This window comes from Rhodococcus sp. OK611 (assembly GCF_003050885.1).
Classification (GTDB): domain Bacteria; phylum Actinomycetota; class Actinomycetes; order Mycobacteriales; family Mycobacteriaceae; genus Rhodococcus_G; species Rhodococcus_G oryzae.
In genome coordinates this window covers 364,761-382,686 of the sequence record NZ_QAOZ01000003.1, presented here as the reverse complement: position 1 = coordinate 382,686, position 17,926 = coordinate 364,761, and the positions used below count along the sequence as shown (strand labels likewise).

Sequence of the window (17,926 nt, the reverse complement as noted above, 5' to 3'; positions counted from 1 at the left end):
ATCGACGAGCGAGCACCGCAACCCAACCCGAACCGCCGGTCCCTCCTGCGCGGCGCCGCCTTGAGCGTCGGCGCGCTGGCCGCGGGCGCGGCCCTCGGGCCCCTCACCGCCGCGCGAGCGGGCGCCTCCCCAACGGCGTTGAGCGGCAAGACCGCCGTGGTGGTCGGCAGCGGATTCGGTGGCGCGGTCGCGGCGCTGAGGCTCGGCCAGGCCGGCGTCCGGACCACGGTCCTCGAGCGCGGCAGGCGCTGGCCGGTCAACCCGGACGGCACCACCTTCTGCACGATCAACGAACCCGACGGCCGATCCGCGTGGTTCGCCGACCACCCGCCGATCAACCAGCTGACGCGGCTGCAGTCCATCGCCCGGTACCCGGGCCTCATCGACCGGGTGTACGGCAACGGAATCGACGCCATCTACGGCGTCGGGGTCGGCGGCGGCTCGCTCGCGTTCGGCGCGTTCACGCCGCAGCCCCGGCGCAAGGATTTCGCCACGGTCTTCCCCGCCCAGATCGACTACGACGAGCTCGACCGGACGTACTACCCGCGCGCCAAGAAGATGCTCGGCACCTCGCCCCTCCCGGCGGACCTCCTCGCGAACCCCGCCTACCGGGGTGCGCGAGCCTGGCTGGACTACATCGAGGATTTCGGCGGCGAGCCCGTCCTGCACGACTTCTGCGTCGACTGGGACGTCGTCCGCGCGGAGCTCGCCGGCCGCACCCCCGCGTCGTACTCGATCGGTGAGGGCCCGTACGGCAGCAACTCCGGCGCCAAGAACAGCGTCGACCGCAACTACCTGCCCGAGGCCGAGGCCACCGGGAACGTGACGATCCTCCCGCTGCACGAGGTCATCGAGATCCGGGAGATCTCCGGGCAGGACCGGTTCGAGGTCGTGGTCAAGCGGATCGACGAGTCCGGCGCGGTGCGTGAACACCAGACGCTCGTGGCCGACTACGTGTTCATGGCGGCCGGCTCGTACTACACCTCCGCGCTGCTCGCGACCGCCAAGGCGAAGGGCTCGCTGACCCGGCTGAACGACCACGTCGGCAAGGGATACGGCAACAACGGCGACTTCCTGATCGCCCGCGGACTCCTGCGCCGGGACTGCGGCGCCAAGCAGGGCGGCCCCGGCGTCGCGGTGATGTACGACGACGACAATCCGGACGGCCCGATCTCGATGTCCTGGGAGGCGTCGCCGTTCCCGGACATCGCGGGCGGCTCGAACATGGCGAACCTGATCCAGGTCATCTCGGACGAACGCGGCTCGATCGACTACAACCCGGCGACCGGGCGAGCGGAACTGAACTACCCGTTCGGCGAGTCGAACAGCAACGTGGACGCGCGCGGGCGGAACTTCGCAGGCCGTTTCCACGAGCGGACCGAGACCCGGTTCGGTTCGCCCGCCACCGGGATCCCGATCTACACCCGGCTCAGCGACTTCGGCTCCGGGTGCACGTGGCACGGCCTCGGCGGCATGGTGATGGGCCGGGCGTGCAGCCACGAGGGCCAGGTCGACGGCTACTCCAACCTGTTCGTCGTCGACGGCGCCCTGCTGCCGGGGTCCTCCGCGATGGTCAACCCGGCGCTGACGATCACCGCGGTGGCGGAGCGCTGCATGGACCGCTTCGTGGCTGCCCGGTCCTGAGCCCGGCCGACCGCCGACAGGAACCTCACAGGGGCCGGTGAGTACGGTGGCCGGGGCCAAGGGCTCGGCAATCCGTCGGCCCGCCGACGGACAGGAACGTGCAATGCCCCAGGCACCGATGCTGGCGGATCCCGCGAGGACCTCGACCACACCGAGGTCCGCGCGCGCCGTCGTCGGGCGCCTGCGGGGACACCGGGCCGGGCCGGACGTGGCCGCCGCGCTCGGGTTCACCGCGCTCGCGATGGTGGTGCTCGGTCGCCAGTGGCGCTCCCCCACCGTCGGCTACCTGACCGGCAGCGGCCAGGACCAGCGGATGTGGGAGTGGTTCTTCGCGGTCGCGGCGCACTCGGTCACCCGGCTGGAGAACCCCCTGGGCACGCTCCTGCAGAACTACCCGGATGGCGTGAACCTGATGGCCAACACGGCCATGTTCGGCGTCAGCATCCCGCTCGCGCCCGTCACGCTGCTGTTCGGCCCGACCGCGACCTGGACGCTGGTGCTGACCGCGGGCCTGGCAGGGACCGCCTTCGCCTGGTACTGGCTGCTGTCCCGGTTCGCGGTGCGGTCGCGGGCCGCGGCGGCCGTCGGCGGGCTGTTCTGCGGGTTCGCCCCTGGGATGATCTCGCACGCCAACGGTCACCCGAACTTCGTGGCGCTGGCGCTGCTGCCGCTGATCCTCGGCTGCGTGATCCGGCTCAGCCGCGGTGCGGGCGTCCGGACCACGATCGCGCTCGGACTGCTGGTCGCGGCGCAGATCCTGCTCGGCGAGGAACCGCTGCTCATCTGCGCCATGTCCTTCGCCGTGTTCACGGTGGCGTACTTCGCCTTTCGGCCGCGGCTCGCAGGCGCCGCGGTGCGGTCCGCGTGGCGGCCGCTGCTGTTCGCGGCGGCGATCGCGCTGGCGATCACCGCGATCCCGTTGTGGTGGCAGTTCTTCGGGCCGCAGAGCTACCGGGTCATCGACCACGGGGCGATGGGCAACGATCTCAAGGCGCTGCTGCAGTTCCCGGAGCAGTCGCTCGGCGGGCGCACCAACCCCGGGCAGGACGTCTCGATCGGCGCCACCGAGGAGAACGCCTACTTCGGCTGGCCCCTGCTGGCCCTCGTCGCCGCGGCGTCGGCCTGGTTGTGGCGCTCACCGCTCGCGCGGGCGGCGACGGTGACGACGCTCGCGATGGGCGTGCTCTCGCTCGGGTCCGAGCTGACCGTCGGGCGGAACAAGACCGGGATCACCCTGCCGTGGGCCTGGTTCGAGCACGTCCCGCTGCTCGAATCGGTGCTCGAGACCAGGTTCGCGATGGGAGCGGTCCCCGCCATCGCGCTGCTGCTGGCGATGGCGACGGACCGGGCCGTCCGCGAGCGGGCGACGCTGGTGCCCTGGTGCATCTGTCTGGTGCTCGCACTGCTGCCGCTGACCCCGATGCCGCTCCCCGCGGTCGACCGCAAACCCGCTCCCGAGTTCTTCGCCGACGGGACCTGGCGCGGATACGTCGACGACGGCTCCGTCGTGACGGTCCCGCTGCCAAGGCCCGAGGACGCGCGCGCGCTGTCCTGGCAGGCCAAGGCCGATTTCGGCTTCCCGCTCGCGGGCGGTTACTTCGTCGGACCGGCCGGCGCCGCCAAGAAGGCCAAGTACGGCCCGGACGATCGGCCGACGGCGCTGTTGCTGGCCCAGGTGGACAAGACCGGCGCGGCGCCGACGATCACCGACGAACTGCGCGCGCAGGCGGTCGCGGACCTGAGGTTCTGGCGGGCCGACGTGCTAGTGCTCCCGCCGGGAAAGAACCGTCAGGTGCTCCGCGAGACGGTGAGCGAGCTGCTCCGGGACAGCGGCCATGCCGCCGACGACGTCTGGGTGTGGGATGTGCGCGCCCTGGTCGCCGCGGGTCACTGACCCGGGCGCCGTCCCATACGATCGGACCTTGTGTCCGACGCGCCTGAATCCACGCCAGCCGACCGCACCTCCCTGCGCACCGCCCGCCTGATCGCGGTTGTCGCGGGTCTGGCCGGGCTGCTGCTGGCCGTCCTCACCCCGCTGCTGCCGGTCAAGCAGACCACCGCGAGCGTGTCCTGGCCGCAGAACGGCGCACTGACCAGCGTGTCCGCGCCGCTGGTCAGCTACGAACCGCTCAGCCTCAGCGCGCACATCCCGTGCGCGGTGGCGACGCAGCTACCGCCCGACGGGCAGGTCCTGCTCTCCACCGCCCCGAAGCAGGCGGCGGACGCCGAGCTCGACGGCCTCACCGTCAAGGTCGCGGGCGATCCCGCGAGCGAGACCGGCCGCGAGGTGCAGGTGATCCTGCGCAACAGCGTGCTGCTCTCGGCACCGCTGGCCGACGTCGCCGCGAAGTGCTCGGCGATCACCGTGTTCTCGGACGCCGCGCACACCACCGCCACCTTCGCCGGGCTGACCGACGACGCCGGCGAGCCGCTGAGCGTCGACGTCGCAGGCGACCTGCGCCCGCAGATGGTCGGCATCTTCAGCGACCTCAAGGGCGCCGCCGCAAACGGCACAGGGGGCACCGCCCCCGCCGGCCTCGAGGTCCGCGCGGACATCGATTCGCGGTTCTCCTCCAGCCCCACGGTGTTCAAGCTGCTCGCGATCGTCGTCGGGACGCTGGCCACGCTGATCGCGCTGATCGCGCTGCACCGCCTCGACAACACCGACGGCCGCGCGGCGCGCCGCTTCCTGCCCCGGCACTGGTTGCGGTTCACCGGCGTCGACGGTCTGGTGGTCGGCACCCTGGCGCTGTGGCACTTCATCGGCGCGAACACCTCCGACGACGGTTACCTGCTGAACATGGCCAGGGTGTCGGAACAGGCCGGCTACATGGCCAACTACTTCCGCTGGTTCGGCGTCCCCGAGGCCCCGTTCGGCTGGTACTACGAGGTGCTGGCCGCAATGGCCAAGATCTCGACCGCCAGCCCGTGGATGCGCCTGCCCGCGCTGCTCGCAGGCATCCTCTGCTGGATGGTGATCAGCCGCGAGGTGATCCCGCGCCTCGGTAACGCGGTGCGCCACAACCGGATCGCGATCTGGACCGCCGGACTGGTCTTCCTCGCGTTCTGGCTGCCCTACAACAACGGCCTGCGACCCGAGCCGATCATCGCGCTCGGCGCGCTGCTGACCTGGTGCTCGATCGAACGCGCGATCGCCACCGGCAGGCTGCTGCCCGCCGCGGTCGGCGTGCTCATCGCGGCGTTCTCGCTGGCGGCCGGGCCGACCGGGGTGATCGCCGTCGCCGCGCTGATCGTCGGTGCCCGGCCGATCACGGCGATCCTGGTCACGCGGGCCCGCCAGGTGGGGTGGCTGCCGCTGCTCGCGCCGGTCGCCGCGGCGGGCACCCTGGTGCTGGCCGTGGTCTTCGCCGACCAGACCCTCGCGACCGTGCTCGAGGCGACCCGGGTCCGCACCCTGGTCGGCCCGAACGTGAAGTGGTTCGACGAATACCACCGCTACGACGCCCTGATGAACGTCTCCCCGGATGGGTCGCTGGCCCGCCGGTTCGGCGTGTTCACGATGATCCTCTGCCTGGTCGTCTGCGCGATGATCATGCTGCGCCGGGGTGGCAAGATCCCGGGCGCCGCCGCCGGTCCGTCGCGGCGCATCCTCGGCATCGTGTTCGGCTCGCTGGTGCTGATGATGTTCACCCCCACCAAGTGGACCCACCACTTCGGCGTGTACGCGGGCCTGGCGGCTTCCATCGCCGCGCTGACCGCCGTCGCGGTCGCCGCGGCCACGCTCCGCTCGCGCCGCAACCGCACGCTGTTCGCGTCGGGCGTGCTGTTCCTGCTCGCGCTGGCCTTCACCGGCTCTAACGGCTGGTGGTACGTCTCCAGCTACGGCGTGCCGTGGTGGGACAAGCCGCCGTCCATCGGCGGCAACGCCTTCTCCACCGCGTTGCTCGGCCTGGCGGTGCTGGCGCTGCTGCTGGCGGGCTGGCAGCACCTGCGGGCCCCGTACCGGCCGGAGGAGCAGGCGGCCCCGCCGCGCGGGCTGCGGGCGCTGCTCGGTTCCCCGCTCACGCTCGCGGCCGCCTTCGTGGTGCTCTTCGAGGTGCTGTCCCTGGCCAAGGCCGCGGTCGCGCAGTATCCGGCGTACTCGGTGGCCCGCTCGAACGTCGAGGCACTCGCGGGCGACACCTGCGCGCTGGCCGACGACGTGCTCGTCGAGTCCGACGCGAACGCAGGCACGCTCATCCCGGTGAGCCCGTCGGACAATCCGCTGGGCGCGGAGTCGGACGCCGGCTTCACCCCCAACGGGGTCCCCGTCGACCTGACCGCCGACGAGGAGAACAAGGCCGCGGGCGGCGCGAACACCATCGACAGCGACGCCACCACGACCACATCCGGCACCGCGTCGGGCACCGGCGGCGGCACCGGCAGCACGGGCATCAACGGCAGCTCCGTGGCGCTGCCGTTCGGGCTCGACCCGGCGCGTACCCCGGTCCTCGGCAGCTACCAGACCGGCGAGCAGTCCACCGCGAAGCTCACCTCCGGGTGGTACGGGCTGCCGGATACCGGCTCTGCCGGTACATCGACGCAGCGGAGCGATGCGGCGCCGATCCTGGTGGTCACAGCCGCGGGCCGGATCCGGTCCGTCGACGCCGACGGCGTCGTCACCTACGGCCAGGACCTCGTCGTCGAGTACGGCGCCCCCGCAGCCGACGGGACGATCGAGGCACGCGGCAGCCTGCTGCCCATCGACATCGGCCCGTCGCCGTCGTGGCGGAACCTCCGGGTCCCGATGGCCGACATCCCAGCCGATGCCACCGCCGTGCGGCTGGTCGCGAACGACCACGACCTCTCCCAGCGGCAGTGGCTGGCCGTCACGCCGCCCCGGGTGCCGCAGCTGCGGACGCTGAACGAGGTGGTCGGCTCGAGCGCACCGGTGCTGCTGGACTGGTCCGTCGGCCTGTCCTTCCCCTGCCAGCGGCCGTTCGACCACGAGTACGGGGTCGCGGAGGCGCCCGAGTACCGGATCCTGCCGGACCGGGTCGGCGCCGACTCCACCAACGGCTGGCAGGACAGCCTCGGCGGCGGACCTCTCGGCTGGACCGACCTGCTGCTCGCCGCGCAGACGATGCCCAGCTACCTCGACCGCGACTGGGACCGCGACTGGGGCTCGCTGGAGCGGTTCACCCCGCTCGACGAATCCGCGGTGCCTGCCCGGGTGGACACCGCGACGGTGACCCGTTCCGGGCTGTGGGACCCGGGGCCGATCCCGGCGCGGTGACGGCGGCTGCGATCGCGAACCCCGTGATCGCAGCCGATCCCTCCGCCGCAGCGGCCGACCAGGCCGCTGAGCTGGGGTTCAGGGCTGCGTCACGGGGGCGTGGATCACCGATTACAGAGATTCTCCGTAGCGATGTGAACGCCGACCGACCCTCGCCTACCATCGTGAACCGTGCCCGACGTCGTGACAGCCCCTGAACCAGCCATTTCCGCACCGCCGCCACCGGTCGACTTCAGAGCGAAGTACCGCACCGCGCGGCTGATCGCGGTCGTCACCGGTCTGCTCGGTGCGCTGTTCGCGTTGGCGACGCCGTTCCTGCCGGTCACCCAGACGACGTCCACCATGAACTGGCCGCAGGCGGGGGTCGCCGCGAGCGTCGACGCGCCGCTGATGGCCCAGGTGCCGATCGACCTGCAGGCAACGGTGCCGTGCGCGCTGGTCCGCGAGCTGCCCCGTGAGGGCGGCCTGCTGCTGGCCACCGCCCCGCCGCAGGGCACGGACGCCCCGCTCAACGCGATGTTCATGCGGGTCACCGCCGACACCGTGGACGTGCTCGACCGCAACGTGGTCGTCGCATCCGCCCCGCGGGCCCGGGTCGAGGCCGGCGGCTGCACGGCCATCACCTTCAGCTCCGACATCAACAGCACCACCGCCACCTTCGAGGGGCTGTCCATCGGCGGCAACCCGGTCACCGGCACCCTGACCGGAGACCTGCGGCCTCAGGTGGTCGGCGTCTTCACCAGCCTGGACGGCCCCGCCCCCGCCGGACTCTCGTTGACGGCGAACATCGATTCCCGGTTCACCTCCTCCCCCACGCTGATCAAGAGCGCGGCGATGGTGCTCGCGGTCCTGCTGACCATCTCCTCACTGGTCGCGCTCGCCCGTCTCGACGGCACCGACGGCCGCGGCCACCGGCGCTTCTTCCCGTCGCACTGGTGGCGGTTCAAGCCGGTCGACGGCGCGGTCGTCGGCGTCCTGCTGGTCTGGCACTTCATCGGCGCGAACACCGCGGACGACGGCTACCTGCTCACGATGGCCCGGGTGTCGGAGCACGCCGGCTACATGGCCAACTACTTCCGCTGGTTCGGTGTCCCCGAGGCCCCGTTCGGCTGGTACTACGAGGTGCTGGCCGCGATGGCCAAGATCTCCACGGCCAGCCCCTGGATGCGCCTGCCCGCGCTGCTGGCAGGCATCCTCTGCTGGCTGGTCATCAGCCGCGAGGTGATCCCCCGCCTCGGCCGCGCGGTTCGGCACAGCTCCGCCGCGGTGTGGACCGGCGGGCTGGTGTTCCTCGCGTTCTGGATGGCCTACAACAACGGCCTGCGCCCGGAGCCGATCGTGGCCCTCGGCGCGCTGCTGACCTGGTGCTCGGTGGAGCGCGCCATCGCCACCGGCAGGCTGCTGCCCGCCGCGGTCGCGATCCTGATCGCCGCGTTCTCGCTCGGCGCCGCCCCGACCGGCCTGATGTGTGTGGCGGCCCTGCTGGCCGGCGCCCGGCCGATGGTCCGGATCCTGGTCCGCAGGCACCGCGAGGTCGGCGCCTGGCCGCTGATCTCCCCGCTGCTCGCGGCGGGCACCGTGGTGCTCGTCGTGGTGTTCGCCGACCAGACCTTCGCGGGCGTCCGCGAGGCCACCCGGGTGCGCAGCCTGATCGGCCCGAACATGAACTGGTACGAGGAGTTCCTCCGGTACTACTACCTGTTCGTGCAGACGGTCGACGGTTCCGTGGCCCGCCGGTTCGCGTTCCTTGTGATGATCCTCTGCCTGTTCACCACGCTGTTCGTGCTGTTGCGCCGCAAGAAGATCCCTGGCGCGGCGGTCGGCCCGTCGTGGCGCCTGCTCGGCGTGGTGTTCGGAACCATCTTCTTCATGATGTTCAACCCCACCAAGTGGACCCACCACTTCGGTGCGTACGCGGGCATCGCCGGTTCGCTGGCCGCGCTCACCGCGGTGGCGGTCTCCGCCTCCGCGCTGCGCTCGCGCCGCAACCGCACCATGTTCGCGGCGGGACTGCTCCTGGTGCTCGCCTTCTCCTTCTCCGGCATCAACGGCTGGTGGTACGTCTCCAGCTACGGCATCCCGTGGTTCGACAAGACCGTCTCGCTCGGCGGTAGGCAGCTGAACTCGGCGTTGCTCGCGCTGTTCGTCGTCGCCGTGCTGGTCGTCGCATGGCAGTACTTCCGCGAGGACTTCATCGGCACCGAGGTGAAGGCGTCCAGCGAGAAGGGCAGGCGCATCAAGAAGTTCGCGGCCGTGCCGCTGACGGTGGTGGCCGCGCTGATGGTGCTGTTCGAGGTGCTCTCGCTGGCCAAGGGCGCGGTCTCCCAGTACCCGGCGTACTCGCTGGCCCGCTCCAACATCGACGCCGTCACCGGGTCGCCGTGCGGTCTGGCCGACGACGTGCTGACCGAGGCGGATCCGAACGCCGGCCGACTGCAGCCGGTCATCGACCCGTCGGATCCTCCCCTGAATCCGAACAACCCCCTCGGCGGCAGCGATCCGACCGGGTTCAGCCCGAACGGCGTGCCCACCGACCTGTCCGCGGACTACACCGAGGTCAAGCCCGGCCAGTCGAACACCGACGGCCAGACGGTCGGCCCGAACTTCGCCACCGGCGCGGGCGCCGGCACCGAGGGCGGCACCGGGGCGGTCGGCGTCAACGGCAGCAACGTCAAGCTGCCGTACGGCCTGAACCCCGCGACCACCCCGGTCCTTGGCAGCTACCAGACCGGGATCCAGGAGCCGGCCAGCCTGACCTCCAGCTGGTACGGACTGCCTGCCCGCAGCGAGCAGTCGCCTCTGGTCGTGATCTCCGCGGCCGGGCGCATCTGGTCGGAGAGCAAGGACGGCGAGGTCACCTACGGTCAGTCGCTGCTGCTCGAGTCCGGGCACCGCGAGGCCGACGGCACGATCACCGCGCTCGGCACCTACCTGCCCAAGGACATCGGCCCGGCACCGTCCTGGCGGAACCTGCGGGTGCCGATCGACGAGCTGCCCGCGGGCACCGACGTGGTCCGGATCGTCGCGAACGACCCGAACCTGACCGGCGATCAGTGGCTCGCGTTCACCCCGCCGCGGGTACCGCAGCTGCAGTCGCTCAACGACTACATCGGCACCACCCAGCCGGTGCTGCTCGACTGGGCGGTCGGCCTGCAGTTCCCCTGCCAGCGCCCGTTCGACCACAAGTACGGCGTCGCCGAGGTCCCCGGGTTCCGCATCCTCCCCGACCGCCCGCTCGCGGTCAGCTCCACCGACACCTGGCAGTCCCACGAGAACGGCGGACCGCTCGGCTGGACCGAGATGCTCGCGGAGGCATCCACGGTGCCGACCTACCTGGTCGACGACTGGGGCCGCGACTGGGGCGCACTGGAGCGGTACACGCCGTACTTCCCACAGGCTGAGGCCGCCGTCGTCGACACCGGCGAGGTGCGACGCTCCGGCTTCTGGAGCCCCGGCATGATGCGCGTGTACGAGAAGTAGTCGCCCGCCCGACGAAGACCGGCTCCCCACACGGGGAGCCGGTCTTCGTCGCATCGGAGGGTCGGCGGCCGCATACTCGGTAGATGCCGGACGACGACCTGAGCGATTTCGAGGCCGCACATTTCACCCACGACGGCACGACGCGCGCGATCTACCGCCGCGGCACCGGTCCGGCGGTGATCATCATGGCGGAGATCCCTGGCATCACCCCGAAGGTGCTCGAGTTCGCCCGCCGCGTCGCCGAGATCGGGTGCACGGCAGTGCTTCCGCACCTTTTCGGGCGCCCCGGCCGGGATCCGGATCCGGGCACCCACGGACGGGTCGCGACGGCGGCCGACACGGTCACCACCATGGTCCCGGTCTGTGTCAGCCGCGAGTTCACGATCCTGGCGACCGGGCGCAGCTCGCCGGTGATCACGTGGCTGCGGGCGCTGGCGGCCCACGAGCACGATCGGTGCGGCGGACCGGGGGTCGGCGCGGTCGGCATGTGCTTCACCGGTGGCTACGCACTCGCGATGGCCGTTGACGACGTCCTGGTCGCCCCGGTCCTGTCGCAGCCCTCGCTGCCCCTCGCCGTCTCCGCGCGCCGACGGCGAACCATCGACATCTCGCCCGGTGACCTGGCCAGGGTGAAGCAGCGCTGCGCGAACGGGCTGACCGTCCTGGGACTGCGCTTCGACTCCGACCGTCTCTCACCGGCCGAACGCTTCGACTTCCTCCGCGAACAGCTCGGCGACGCCTTCGTGGCCGTCGAAATCGACGGCGGCGCCGCGAACCCGGACGGGCTACTGCCCCCGCATTCGGTGCTGACCGAGCACCTCATCGACGAGCCCGGTCAGCCCACCCGCGCCGCGCTCGACCAGGTCCTCGACCTGATGCGGACGCGGTTGCTGACGCCGGCCGCGGACCCCGACGCCGGACCTGTCGATCCGGCGTGAGCCCCGCGGGCGGCGCGATCGCCCTGCGCTAGAACGGGATCAGCGAGTGCTTGCGCGGGTTCTTCGGGAGCTCCTTGTCGCGGAGCAGGTTCAGCGCCTTACGGATCTCGAGGCGGGTGGCCGCAGGCTCGATCACCGCATCGATGTAGCCGCGCTCCGCCGCGACGTAGGGGGTCGCGACGTGCTCGTTGTAGTAGTTGATCAGCTGGTGGCGCACCGCGGGAGCGTTCTCGCCCGCCGCCTCGATCTGCTTGCGGCCGATCACCGCGACCGCGCTCTCCGCGCCCATCACGGCGATCCGGGCGGTCGGCCACGCGAAGTTCACGTCGGCGCCGAGCTGCTTGGAACCCATCACCGCATACCCGCCGCCGTAGGACTTACGGACCACGACCGTCACCTTCGGCACGGTGGCCGAGACGTAGGAGAACAGGAACCGGCCGCCGCGCTTGATGACGCCGACCTTCTCCTGCTCGACGCCGGGCAGGAAGCCCGGGGTGTCCACGACCAACACCAGCGGGATGTCGTACGCGTCGCAGACCTGCACGAAGTGCGCGGCCTTGTCGGAGGCGGAGGCGTCCAGCGCGCCGGAGAGCGACATCGGCTGGTTCGCGACCACGCCGACCGGGCGGCCGTCCACCCGGGCGAAACCGGTGATGATGTTCTGCGCGCTCTGGCTGCGGACCTCGTGGAAATCGCCGTCGTCGAAGATCTTGAGCAGCACGTCGTGCATGTCGTAGCCGGCGTTGTCGGCGTCCGGCATGAACGTGTCGAGCGTGAGGTCGTCCTCGGTGATCTCCGGCTCCAGGCCGGGATTGACGATCGGCGGCTTCTCGGTGCAGCTGGACGGCATGTAGCTCAGGTACTTGCGGGCCCACTCGAACGCGGCCTTCTCATCGGCCGCGACGTGGTGCACGTTGCCGTACTCGGCCTGCTTCCGCGCACCGCCCAGGTCCTCGAGGCTGACATCCTCGCCCGTGACGGACTTGATGACGTCCGGACCGGTGACGAACATGTACGACTCTTCGGTGGCGATCACGACGTCGGTGTTGATCGGCGCGTAGACGGCTCCACCGGCACACTTGCCGAGGATGATCGAGATCTGCGGGCACAGCCCGGACAGCGGCTCGTGACGGCGGCCCATCTCCGCGTACCAGGCCACCGACGCGACCGCGTCCTGAACGCGCGCGCCCGCGGACTCGTTGATCCCGATGACGGGACAGCCGATCTTGATCGCGAAGTCGAGGATCGCGGAGACCTTCCGGCCGAAGATCTCGCCCGCCGCGCCACCGAAGACGGTCTGGTCGTGCGAGAACACCGCGACCGGACGGCCCTCGACCGTGCCGTGCCCGGTGACGACGCCGTCGCCGTACGGGTTGTTGGGATCGCCCGCCATCCTGGCGAGCTGGCCGACCTCGACGAAGCTGCCCGGATCGAGCAGCATGTCGATGCGCTCACGCGGGGTCGGCAGACCCTTCTCCTTGCGCCTCGCGATGGCCCTCGGGTTACCAGGCGCCTTCGACAGCTCGAGCTTCTCGCGAAGGTCCGCCAGCTTCTCGGCCGTAGTGGTGCTCACTCAGTTGCTCCGATTCTCGGCCTCGATGTCGGCCAGCTTCTTGGTCAGGTCCGCCCCCACCTTGGCAATGTACGGCTCGTCCACGATCTGGATGTGATCGCCACCGACGTGGACGATCTCCAGGTTCTTCGCGCACTCGCCCCAGCCCCCGTCCGGCTGCCGGGTGCTGAACGCGGGCTCGAGGGCCATCGCGTCGTCGTGATAGCGATCGGCCAGGTACAGCACCACGTCGCCGTCGTACTGCTCGAGCTTCGCGGTCTGGATGGCGCGGTTGTCCAGCCAGGAGGTGCGCTGGTGCTCGAGGATGCCGCCCGGGATCTTGGTCCCGCTCATCTTCAGCAGGTCCATCAGGATCTGGATCTGCGCTTCGTCGGACTCGGCCGCCGCCAGCTTGTCGTACGGCAGCGGGGCGTCGACGTTGTAGGTCTTCTTGGCGAAGGCGGAGTACCGCTTCCAGCGGGCCTTGATCTCCTCCGGGGTGTCCTCGACCTTCTCGCCCGCCATCACGGTGTCGATCAGTCCGACGATCCGGACGTCGGCGCCCTCCTCGCGGAGCAGCTTGGCCACCGCGTACGCCAGCACGCCGCCGAGCGACCAGCCGTACAGCACGTACGGGCCGTCCCCCTGGATCTCGCGGACCAGCGGCAGGTAGGCCTTGGCACGCTCCTCGATCGGTCCCTCGGTGCGCTCGAGCCCGTACATCGCGGTCCCCGCAGGCAGCCGCTTGAGCAGCGGCTCGTAGGCCACCGTCGAGCCACCGGCCGGGTGGAACACGAACACCGGCACCGCGGTGGATCCCTCGGGACGGGGGCTCAGGGTGCGGACCAGCCCGTCGATGCGGACGCCGTCCTCGAGGTGCTCGCGCACCTTCTCCGCGAGCTGCTCGATGGTCTCCGAGTCGAGAATGTCGTCGAAGGTCACCTCGCCGCCCGCACGCTCGGTCAGGCGGGCCGCCAGCTTCTCGGCGGTCTCGTCGTCGAGCACCGGCAGGGTGTTGAAGATGCCCTTCGCGGACTGGCCGGTGATGACCGCCCACGTCGCGAACGTCAGCCGCTCGGCGGCGTCACGCGGGGGCACATCGGTTCCTGTCGCCTCCGCCGTCGCCTGCTGGGCGTCGACCTTCGTCTCGGGTTCCGCGACAGGCGCCGGGGCGGCCTGCTCGGCGGCGGCGGCGGCGACGATGGCCTCGGCCTCGGTGACGGGGCTGGTGTCCTCGTCGGCGAGCGCCTCCTCCTCGGCGGCGGCCGCGTTGGAGGCCTCCTTCTCGACGCGCTGCTTCTCGGCGAGCGCGGCGACCTCTTCACGGTTGTCGATCGCGTAGCGCAGGTACTTCTCCACCTCGCGCAGGCTCGCGTCGCGGACCGCCTGCAGCTGCAGCTGCGGGATGTCGAACTCGTACTCGACGCGGTTCTTGATCCGCACCGCCATCAACGAGTCCAGCCCCAGCTCGATGAGCGGGATCTCGGCGGGCAGGTCCTCGGGCGCGTAGCCCATGGACTCGGCGACGATCAACGCCAGCCGCTCCTCCATCGACTGCGAGCTGCTCGGGTCCCAACGGTCGCCGAAGGACTCGACCACCTCGGGCAACTCCTCCATCGGGGAGCTGGAGCGCGGCGACGGAGCTGCCGCGGCGACGACGAGCTCGGGCAGCGGTTCGCCCGCGGTGACCACCGCGTCGAGCAGCAGCGCGAAGCCGTCCGCGGTCTTGGCGTGCACCTGCAGCGACGCGCCGCCCGGGTGCGGGTTCAGCGTCGTGGTCAGCGTGCCCGCGGCCGGGACCTCGCCGCGCGCGACGGCGGCGGTCAGCACCACATCCGAGAGCACCTGCGCGGCGGCCTCGGTCGCCAGCGCGTTCAGGTCGGAGACCGCGGCGGCTTCGACCTCCCACACGTGCCTGCCGTCGGGCAGCGAGACGTGCGCACCGGGCACCCGGGCGTTGCCGCCCGAGGAGATGCGGATGTCGAGCCAGTGCTCCTTGCGGAGGAACGCGGTCCGCGGCAGGTCCGCGTAGCCGCCGTCCGCGAACAGCGACGGCAGATTCACCGGGTGGCCGTGGACGTAGAGCTGGGCGAGGGCACTGAGCACGCCCAGCTCCTCGTCCTCCTTGCGCTTGAGGGTCGGGATCAGCTGCGCGTCGTGCAGCCCGGCGTCGAACGCGGTGGCCGCGACCGACATCAGCGTCGCCGGGTTCGGGGCCAGCTCGACGAACGTGGTGTGCCCGGCGTCGACGGCGAGGCGCACCGCGTTGGTGAAGTACACGCTGTGCCGCAGGCCCTTGGTCCAGTACTCGACCGGGTGGATCGGGTCATGCCCGACGCGGTAGAAGGTCTCCTTGTCGACCGAGGAGTACAGCCCGGCCTTCAGCTTGTGGGGCTCGATGCCTGCCAGCTCCGCGGCGAGCTCGCCCAGGATCGGGTCGACCTGCGAGGTGTGGCTGGCGCCCTTGGTCTGCAGGATCCTGCCGAGCTTCTCCTCGGCCTCGGCGCGGGCCACGATGGCCTCCACCTCGGGCTGCGGGCCACCGATGACGGTGTGGGTCGGCGCGGCGTACACGCAGACCTCGAGGTGCGGGAAGTCGCCGAGCACGGCCTCGATCTCGGCGGCGCTGTACTCCACGAGCGCCATCAACCGGATGTCGTCGCCGGACAGCGTCGACTCGGCCTCGCCCATCAGCCGGGAGCGGGCGGTGATGACCCGGACCGCGCCCTCGAGCGAGAGCCCGCCGGTGACGTAGGCGGCGGCCGCCTCACCCATCGAGTGGCCGACCGCGGCCTCCAGGTCGGCGCCGTGGTGGCGGAGCACCGCGGCCAGGCCGATCTGGATGGTGAAGATGCCGACCTGCGCGGTCTCGACGTCGTAGTCGACCGAGTCGTCGAGGAACTTCTCGGCCATCTTGTAGCCGGCCTCGTACTCGATGAGCTCGTCGACCTCGTCGACCGTCTTCCGGAACACGGCGTTGCCGCGGTAGAGCTGCTTGGCCATCTTGCGGTGCTGCGAGCCGAAGCCCGAGAACACCCAGATCGGTCCGTTGGAGGCGGGTGCGTCCGCGGACAGCACGCCCTGGCCGGGCTTGCCCGCGGCGACCGCGCGCAGACCGGTGATGGCCTCGGCGCGGGTGCGTGCGAGCACCACCGCGCGGGACCGGCCGTGGTTACGGCGGGCCAGCGTGCGGCCGACGTCCTCGAGCGGGGTCGTGCTGCCTGCCTCGGTCTCCAGCCAGTCGGCCAGGTCGGCGGCGGCGCGGCGACGGCGCGAGGGCATCGAGGCGGAGACGGCCAGCAGCACCGGCATCGGCTCCGCATCGGCCTCGGCCTCGGGCTGCTCGGCGACAACGACCGGCTCGACGCCCATCGACTCGGCGGCGTCGGCGAGCACGCCCGCGGCCTCCGTCTCGACATCGAGCGACTCCGTGGCCTGTGAGTCCTTCTGGTCCCCATCCGGACCGGAAGTGCTCACGGGCGCCGCAGGCGCCTCGTACTCGCGGACCACGACGTGCGCGTTGGTGCCGCCGAAGCCGAAGCCGGAGACGCCCGCGACGGCGCGGCCGGTGTACCGCGGCCAGTCGGTGGCCTCGGGGATCACCTGCAGGTGCGCCTTGTCGAAGTCGATGTACGGGTTCGGGCCCGCGTAGTTCAGCGACGGCGGGAGCTTGTCCTCGCGCATCGCGAGCACGACCTTGATCAGGCCCGCGGCGCCGGCGGCGGCCTCGAGGTGACCGAAGTTGGTCTTCGCCGAGCCCAGCAGGGCCGGCCGGTCCGCAGAACGGCCGCGGCCGACGACGCGGCCGAGCGCGTCCGCCTCGATCGGGTCGCCGAGGATGGTGCCGGTGCCGTGCGCCTCGATGTAGTCGACGCCGGACGGGGCGATGCCCGCGTCGCGGTACGCCAGCCTCAGCACGGCGGCCTGCGCGTCGGGGTTCGGCGCGACAATGCCGTTGGAACGGCCGTCCTGGTTGACGGCCGAGCCGGCGATCACCGCGCGGATGTCGTCGCCATCGCGCTCGGCGTCCTCGAGCCGCTTGAGCACGACCAGGCCGCCGCCCTCGGCGCGCACGATGCCGTTCGCGTCGGAGGAGAAGGCCTTGATCTTGCCGTCCTCAGCGAACATTCCGATCTCGTTGAAACCGAGGGTCGCGGCGGGCGCGACGAGCATGTTGACGCCGCCGGCCAGGGCGAGGTCGGACTCACCGGAACGCAACGAGCGCACCGCCTGGTGCACGGCCACCAGCGAGGACGAGCACGCGGTGTCCATCGCGATCGACGGTCCGCGGAAGTCGAAGTAGTAGGAGACCCGGTTCGCGACGATCGACGTCGAGGTCCCGGTCAGTGCGTACGGGTGCGCGTGCACCGGGTCGCTGACCGCGAGCAGCTGGTAGTCGTTGGCGGAGCTGCCGATGAAGACACCGACCTGCTCGCCCTTGAGCTCGCTCGCCGGGATGCGGGCGTGCTCGAGCGCCTCCCAGGTGAGCTCCATGGCCAAGCGCTGCTGCGGGTCGACATTCTTTACCTCGAGCGGCGACATCGCGAAGAACTCCGCGTCGAAGCCCTTGACGTCGTCGAGGTAACCGCCCCTGGTGTTGGCCTTCGCGATCGCCTCAGCAATCTGCGAGTCCGCGGCGAACTCCGACCAGCGACCCTCCGGCAGCTCGGTGACCGCGTCGCGGCCCTCGATCAGCAGCCGCCACATCTCGTCGGGGGTGTGACCAGTGCCGGGGAACCGGCTGGCCATGCCGACGATCGCGATGTCGTGCGACTGCGAGGTGTCCTTGACCGCGTAGAACGCCGCGTCCTCGGGCTCGTCGGGGACCTCCGGCTCGCCCTCGATGATCAGGGTCGCCAGCGCGGCGATCGTGGGGTGCTGATAGACGACCGTGGCGTTCAGCGTGATGCCGACGAGTTCCTCGATCTCCCCGCTCAGAGCGACGGCGTCCCGGGACGAGAGCCCGAATTCCTCCATCGGACGGTCATCCGAGATCTGATCGACCGGTTGCCCGGTCGCCTCGGCAACCCAGTTGCGCAGCCATTCGCGCAGCTGCGCGACCGTCATCTCTGTCTC

7 protein-coding genes are annotated in these 17,926 nt (G+C 71.0%); 5 read left to right on the top strand and 2 right to left on the bottom strand.

Annotation, left to right across the window (positions count from 1 at the left end; translation table 11 throughout):
• The 5 genes from C8K38_RS05595 to C8K38_RS05575 all read left to right on the top strand — a co-directional run bounded on the left by C8K38_RS05595 (nucleotide 1) and on the right by C8K38_RS05575 (nucleotide 11,298).
• Entirely contained in the window at nucleotides 1-1,644 is a 1,644-nt protein-coding gene (locus tag C8K38_RS05595) for a GMC oxidoreductase (RefSeq protein WP_097214168.1), read from the top strand.
• A 103-nt stretch (nucleotides 1,645-1,747) separates the two neighbouring features.
• A complete protein-coding gene (locus C8K38_RS05590) occupies nucleotides 1,748-3,538 on the top strand; it encodes a glycosyl transferase (protein WP_097214124.1) in 1,791 nt (596 codons plus the stop codon).
• A gap of 30 nt (nucleotides 3,539-3,568) precedes the next feature.
• Entirely contained in the window at nucleotides 3,569-6,880 is a 3,312-nt protein-coding gene (locus C8K38_RS05585) for an arabinosyltransferase domain-containing protein (protein ID WP_257017821.1), read from the top strand.
• A 171-nt stretch (nucleotides 6,881-7,051) separates the two neighbouring features.
• Nucleotides 7,052-10,360: an arabinosyltransferase domain-containing protein gene (locus tag C8K38_RS05580; protein ID WP_097214125.1), complete on the top strand. Its 3,309-nt coding sequence runs from the start codon at nucleotides 7,052-7,054 to the stop codon at nucleotides 10,358-10,360.
• An 83-nt stretch (nucleotides 10,361-10,443) separates the two neighbouring features.
• Nucleotides 10,444-11,298 carry a dienelactone hydrolase family protein gene (locus tag C8K38_RS05575; protein ID WP_097214126.1) on the top strand — a complete coding sequence of 285 codons (855 nt, stop codon included), beginning with the start codon at nucleotides 10,444-10,446 and terminating at the stop codon, nucleotides 11,296-11,298.
• Between the two features lie 28 nt (nucleotides 11,299-11,326).
• Here C8K38_RS05575 and C8K38_RS05570 read toward each other — a convergent pair whose 3' ends face one another.
• Both C8K38_RS05570 and pks13 read right to left on the bottom strand, forming a co-directional pair.
• Entirely contained in the window at nucleotides 11,327-12,871 is a 1,545-nt protein-coding gene (locus tag C8K38_RS05570) for an acyl-CoA carboxylase subunit beta (protein ID WP_097214127.1), read from the bottom strand.
• The gene (gene pks13, locus C8K38_RS05565; RefSeq protein WP_097214128.1) at nucleotides 12,872-17,917 is read right to left on the bottom strand and encodes a polyketide synthase Pks13; all 5,046 of its coding nucleotides are present in this window, start codon (nucleotides 17,915-17,917) and stop codon (nucleotides 12,872-12,874) included.
• Between the last annotated feature and the right edge of the window lie 9 nt (nucleotides 17,918-17,926).

Excerpts from the sequence above, each read along its gene's own strand:
- C8K38_RS05575 (WP_097214126.1), top strand. The coding sequence starts at position 10,444 with ATGCCGGACGACGACCTGAGCGATTTCGAGGCCGCACATTTCACCCAC.
- pks13 (WP_097214128.1), bottom strand. The coding sequence starts at position 17,917 with ATGACGGTCGCGCAGCTGCGCGAATGGCTGCGCAACTGGGTTGCCGAG.
- C8K38_RS05590 (WP_097214124.1), top strand. The coding sequence starts at position 1,748 with ATGCCCCAGGCACCGATGCTGGCGGATCCCGCGAGGACCTCGACCACA.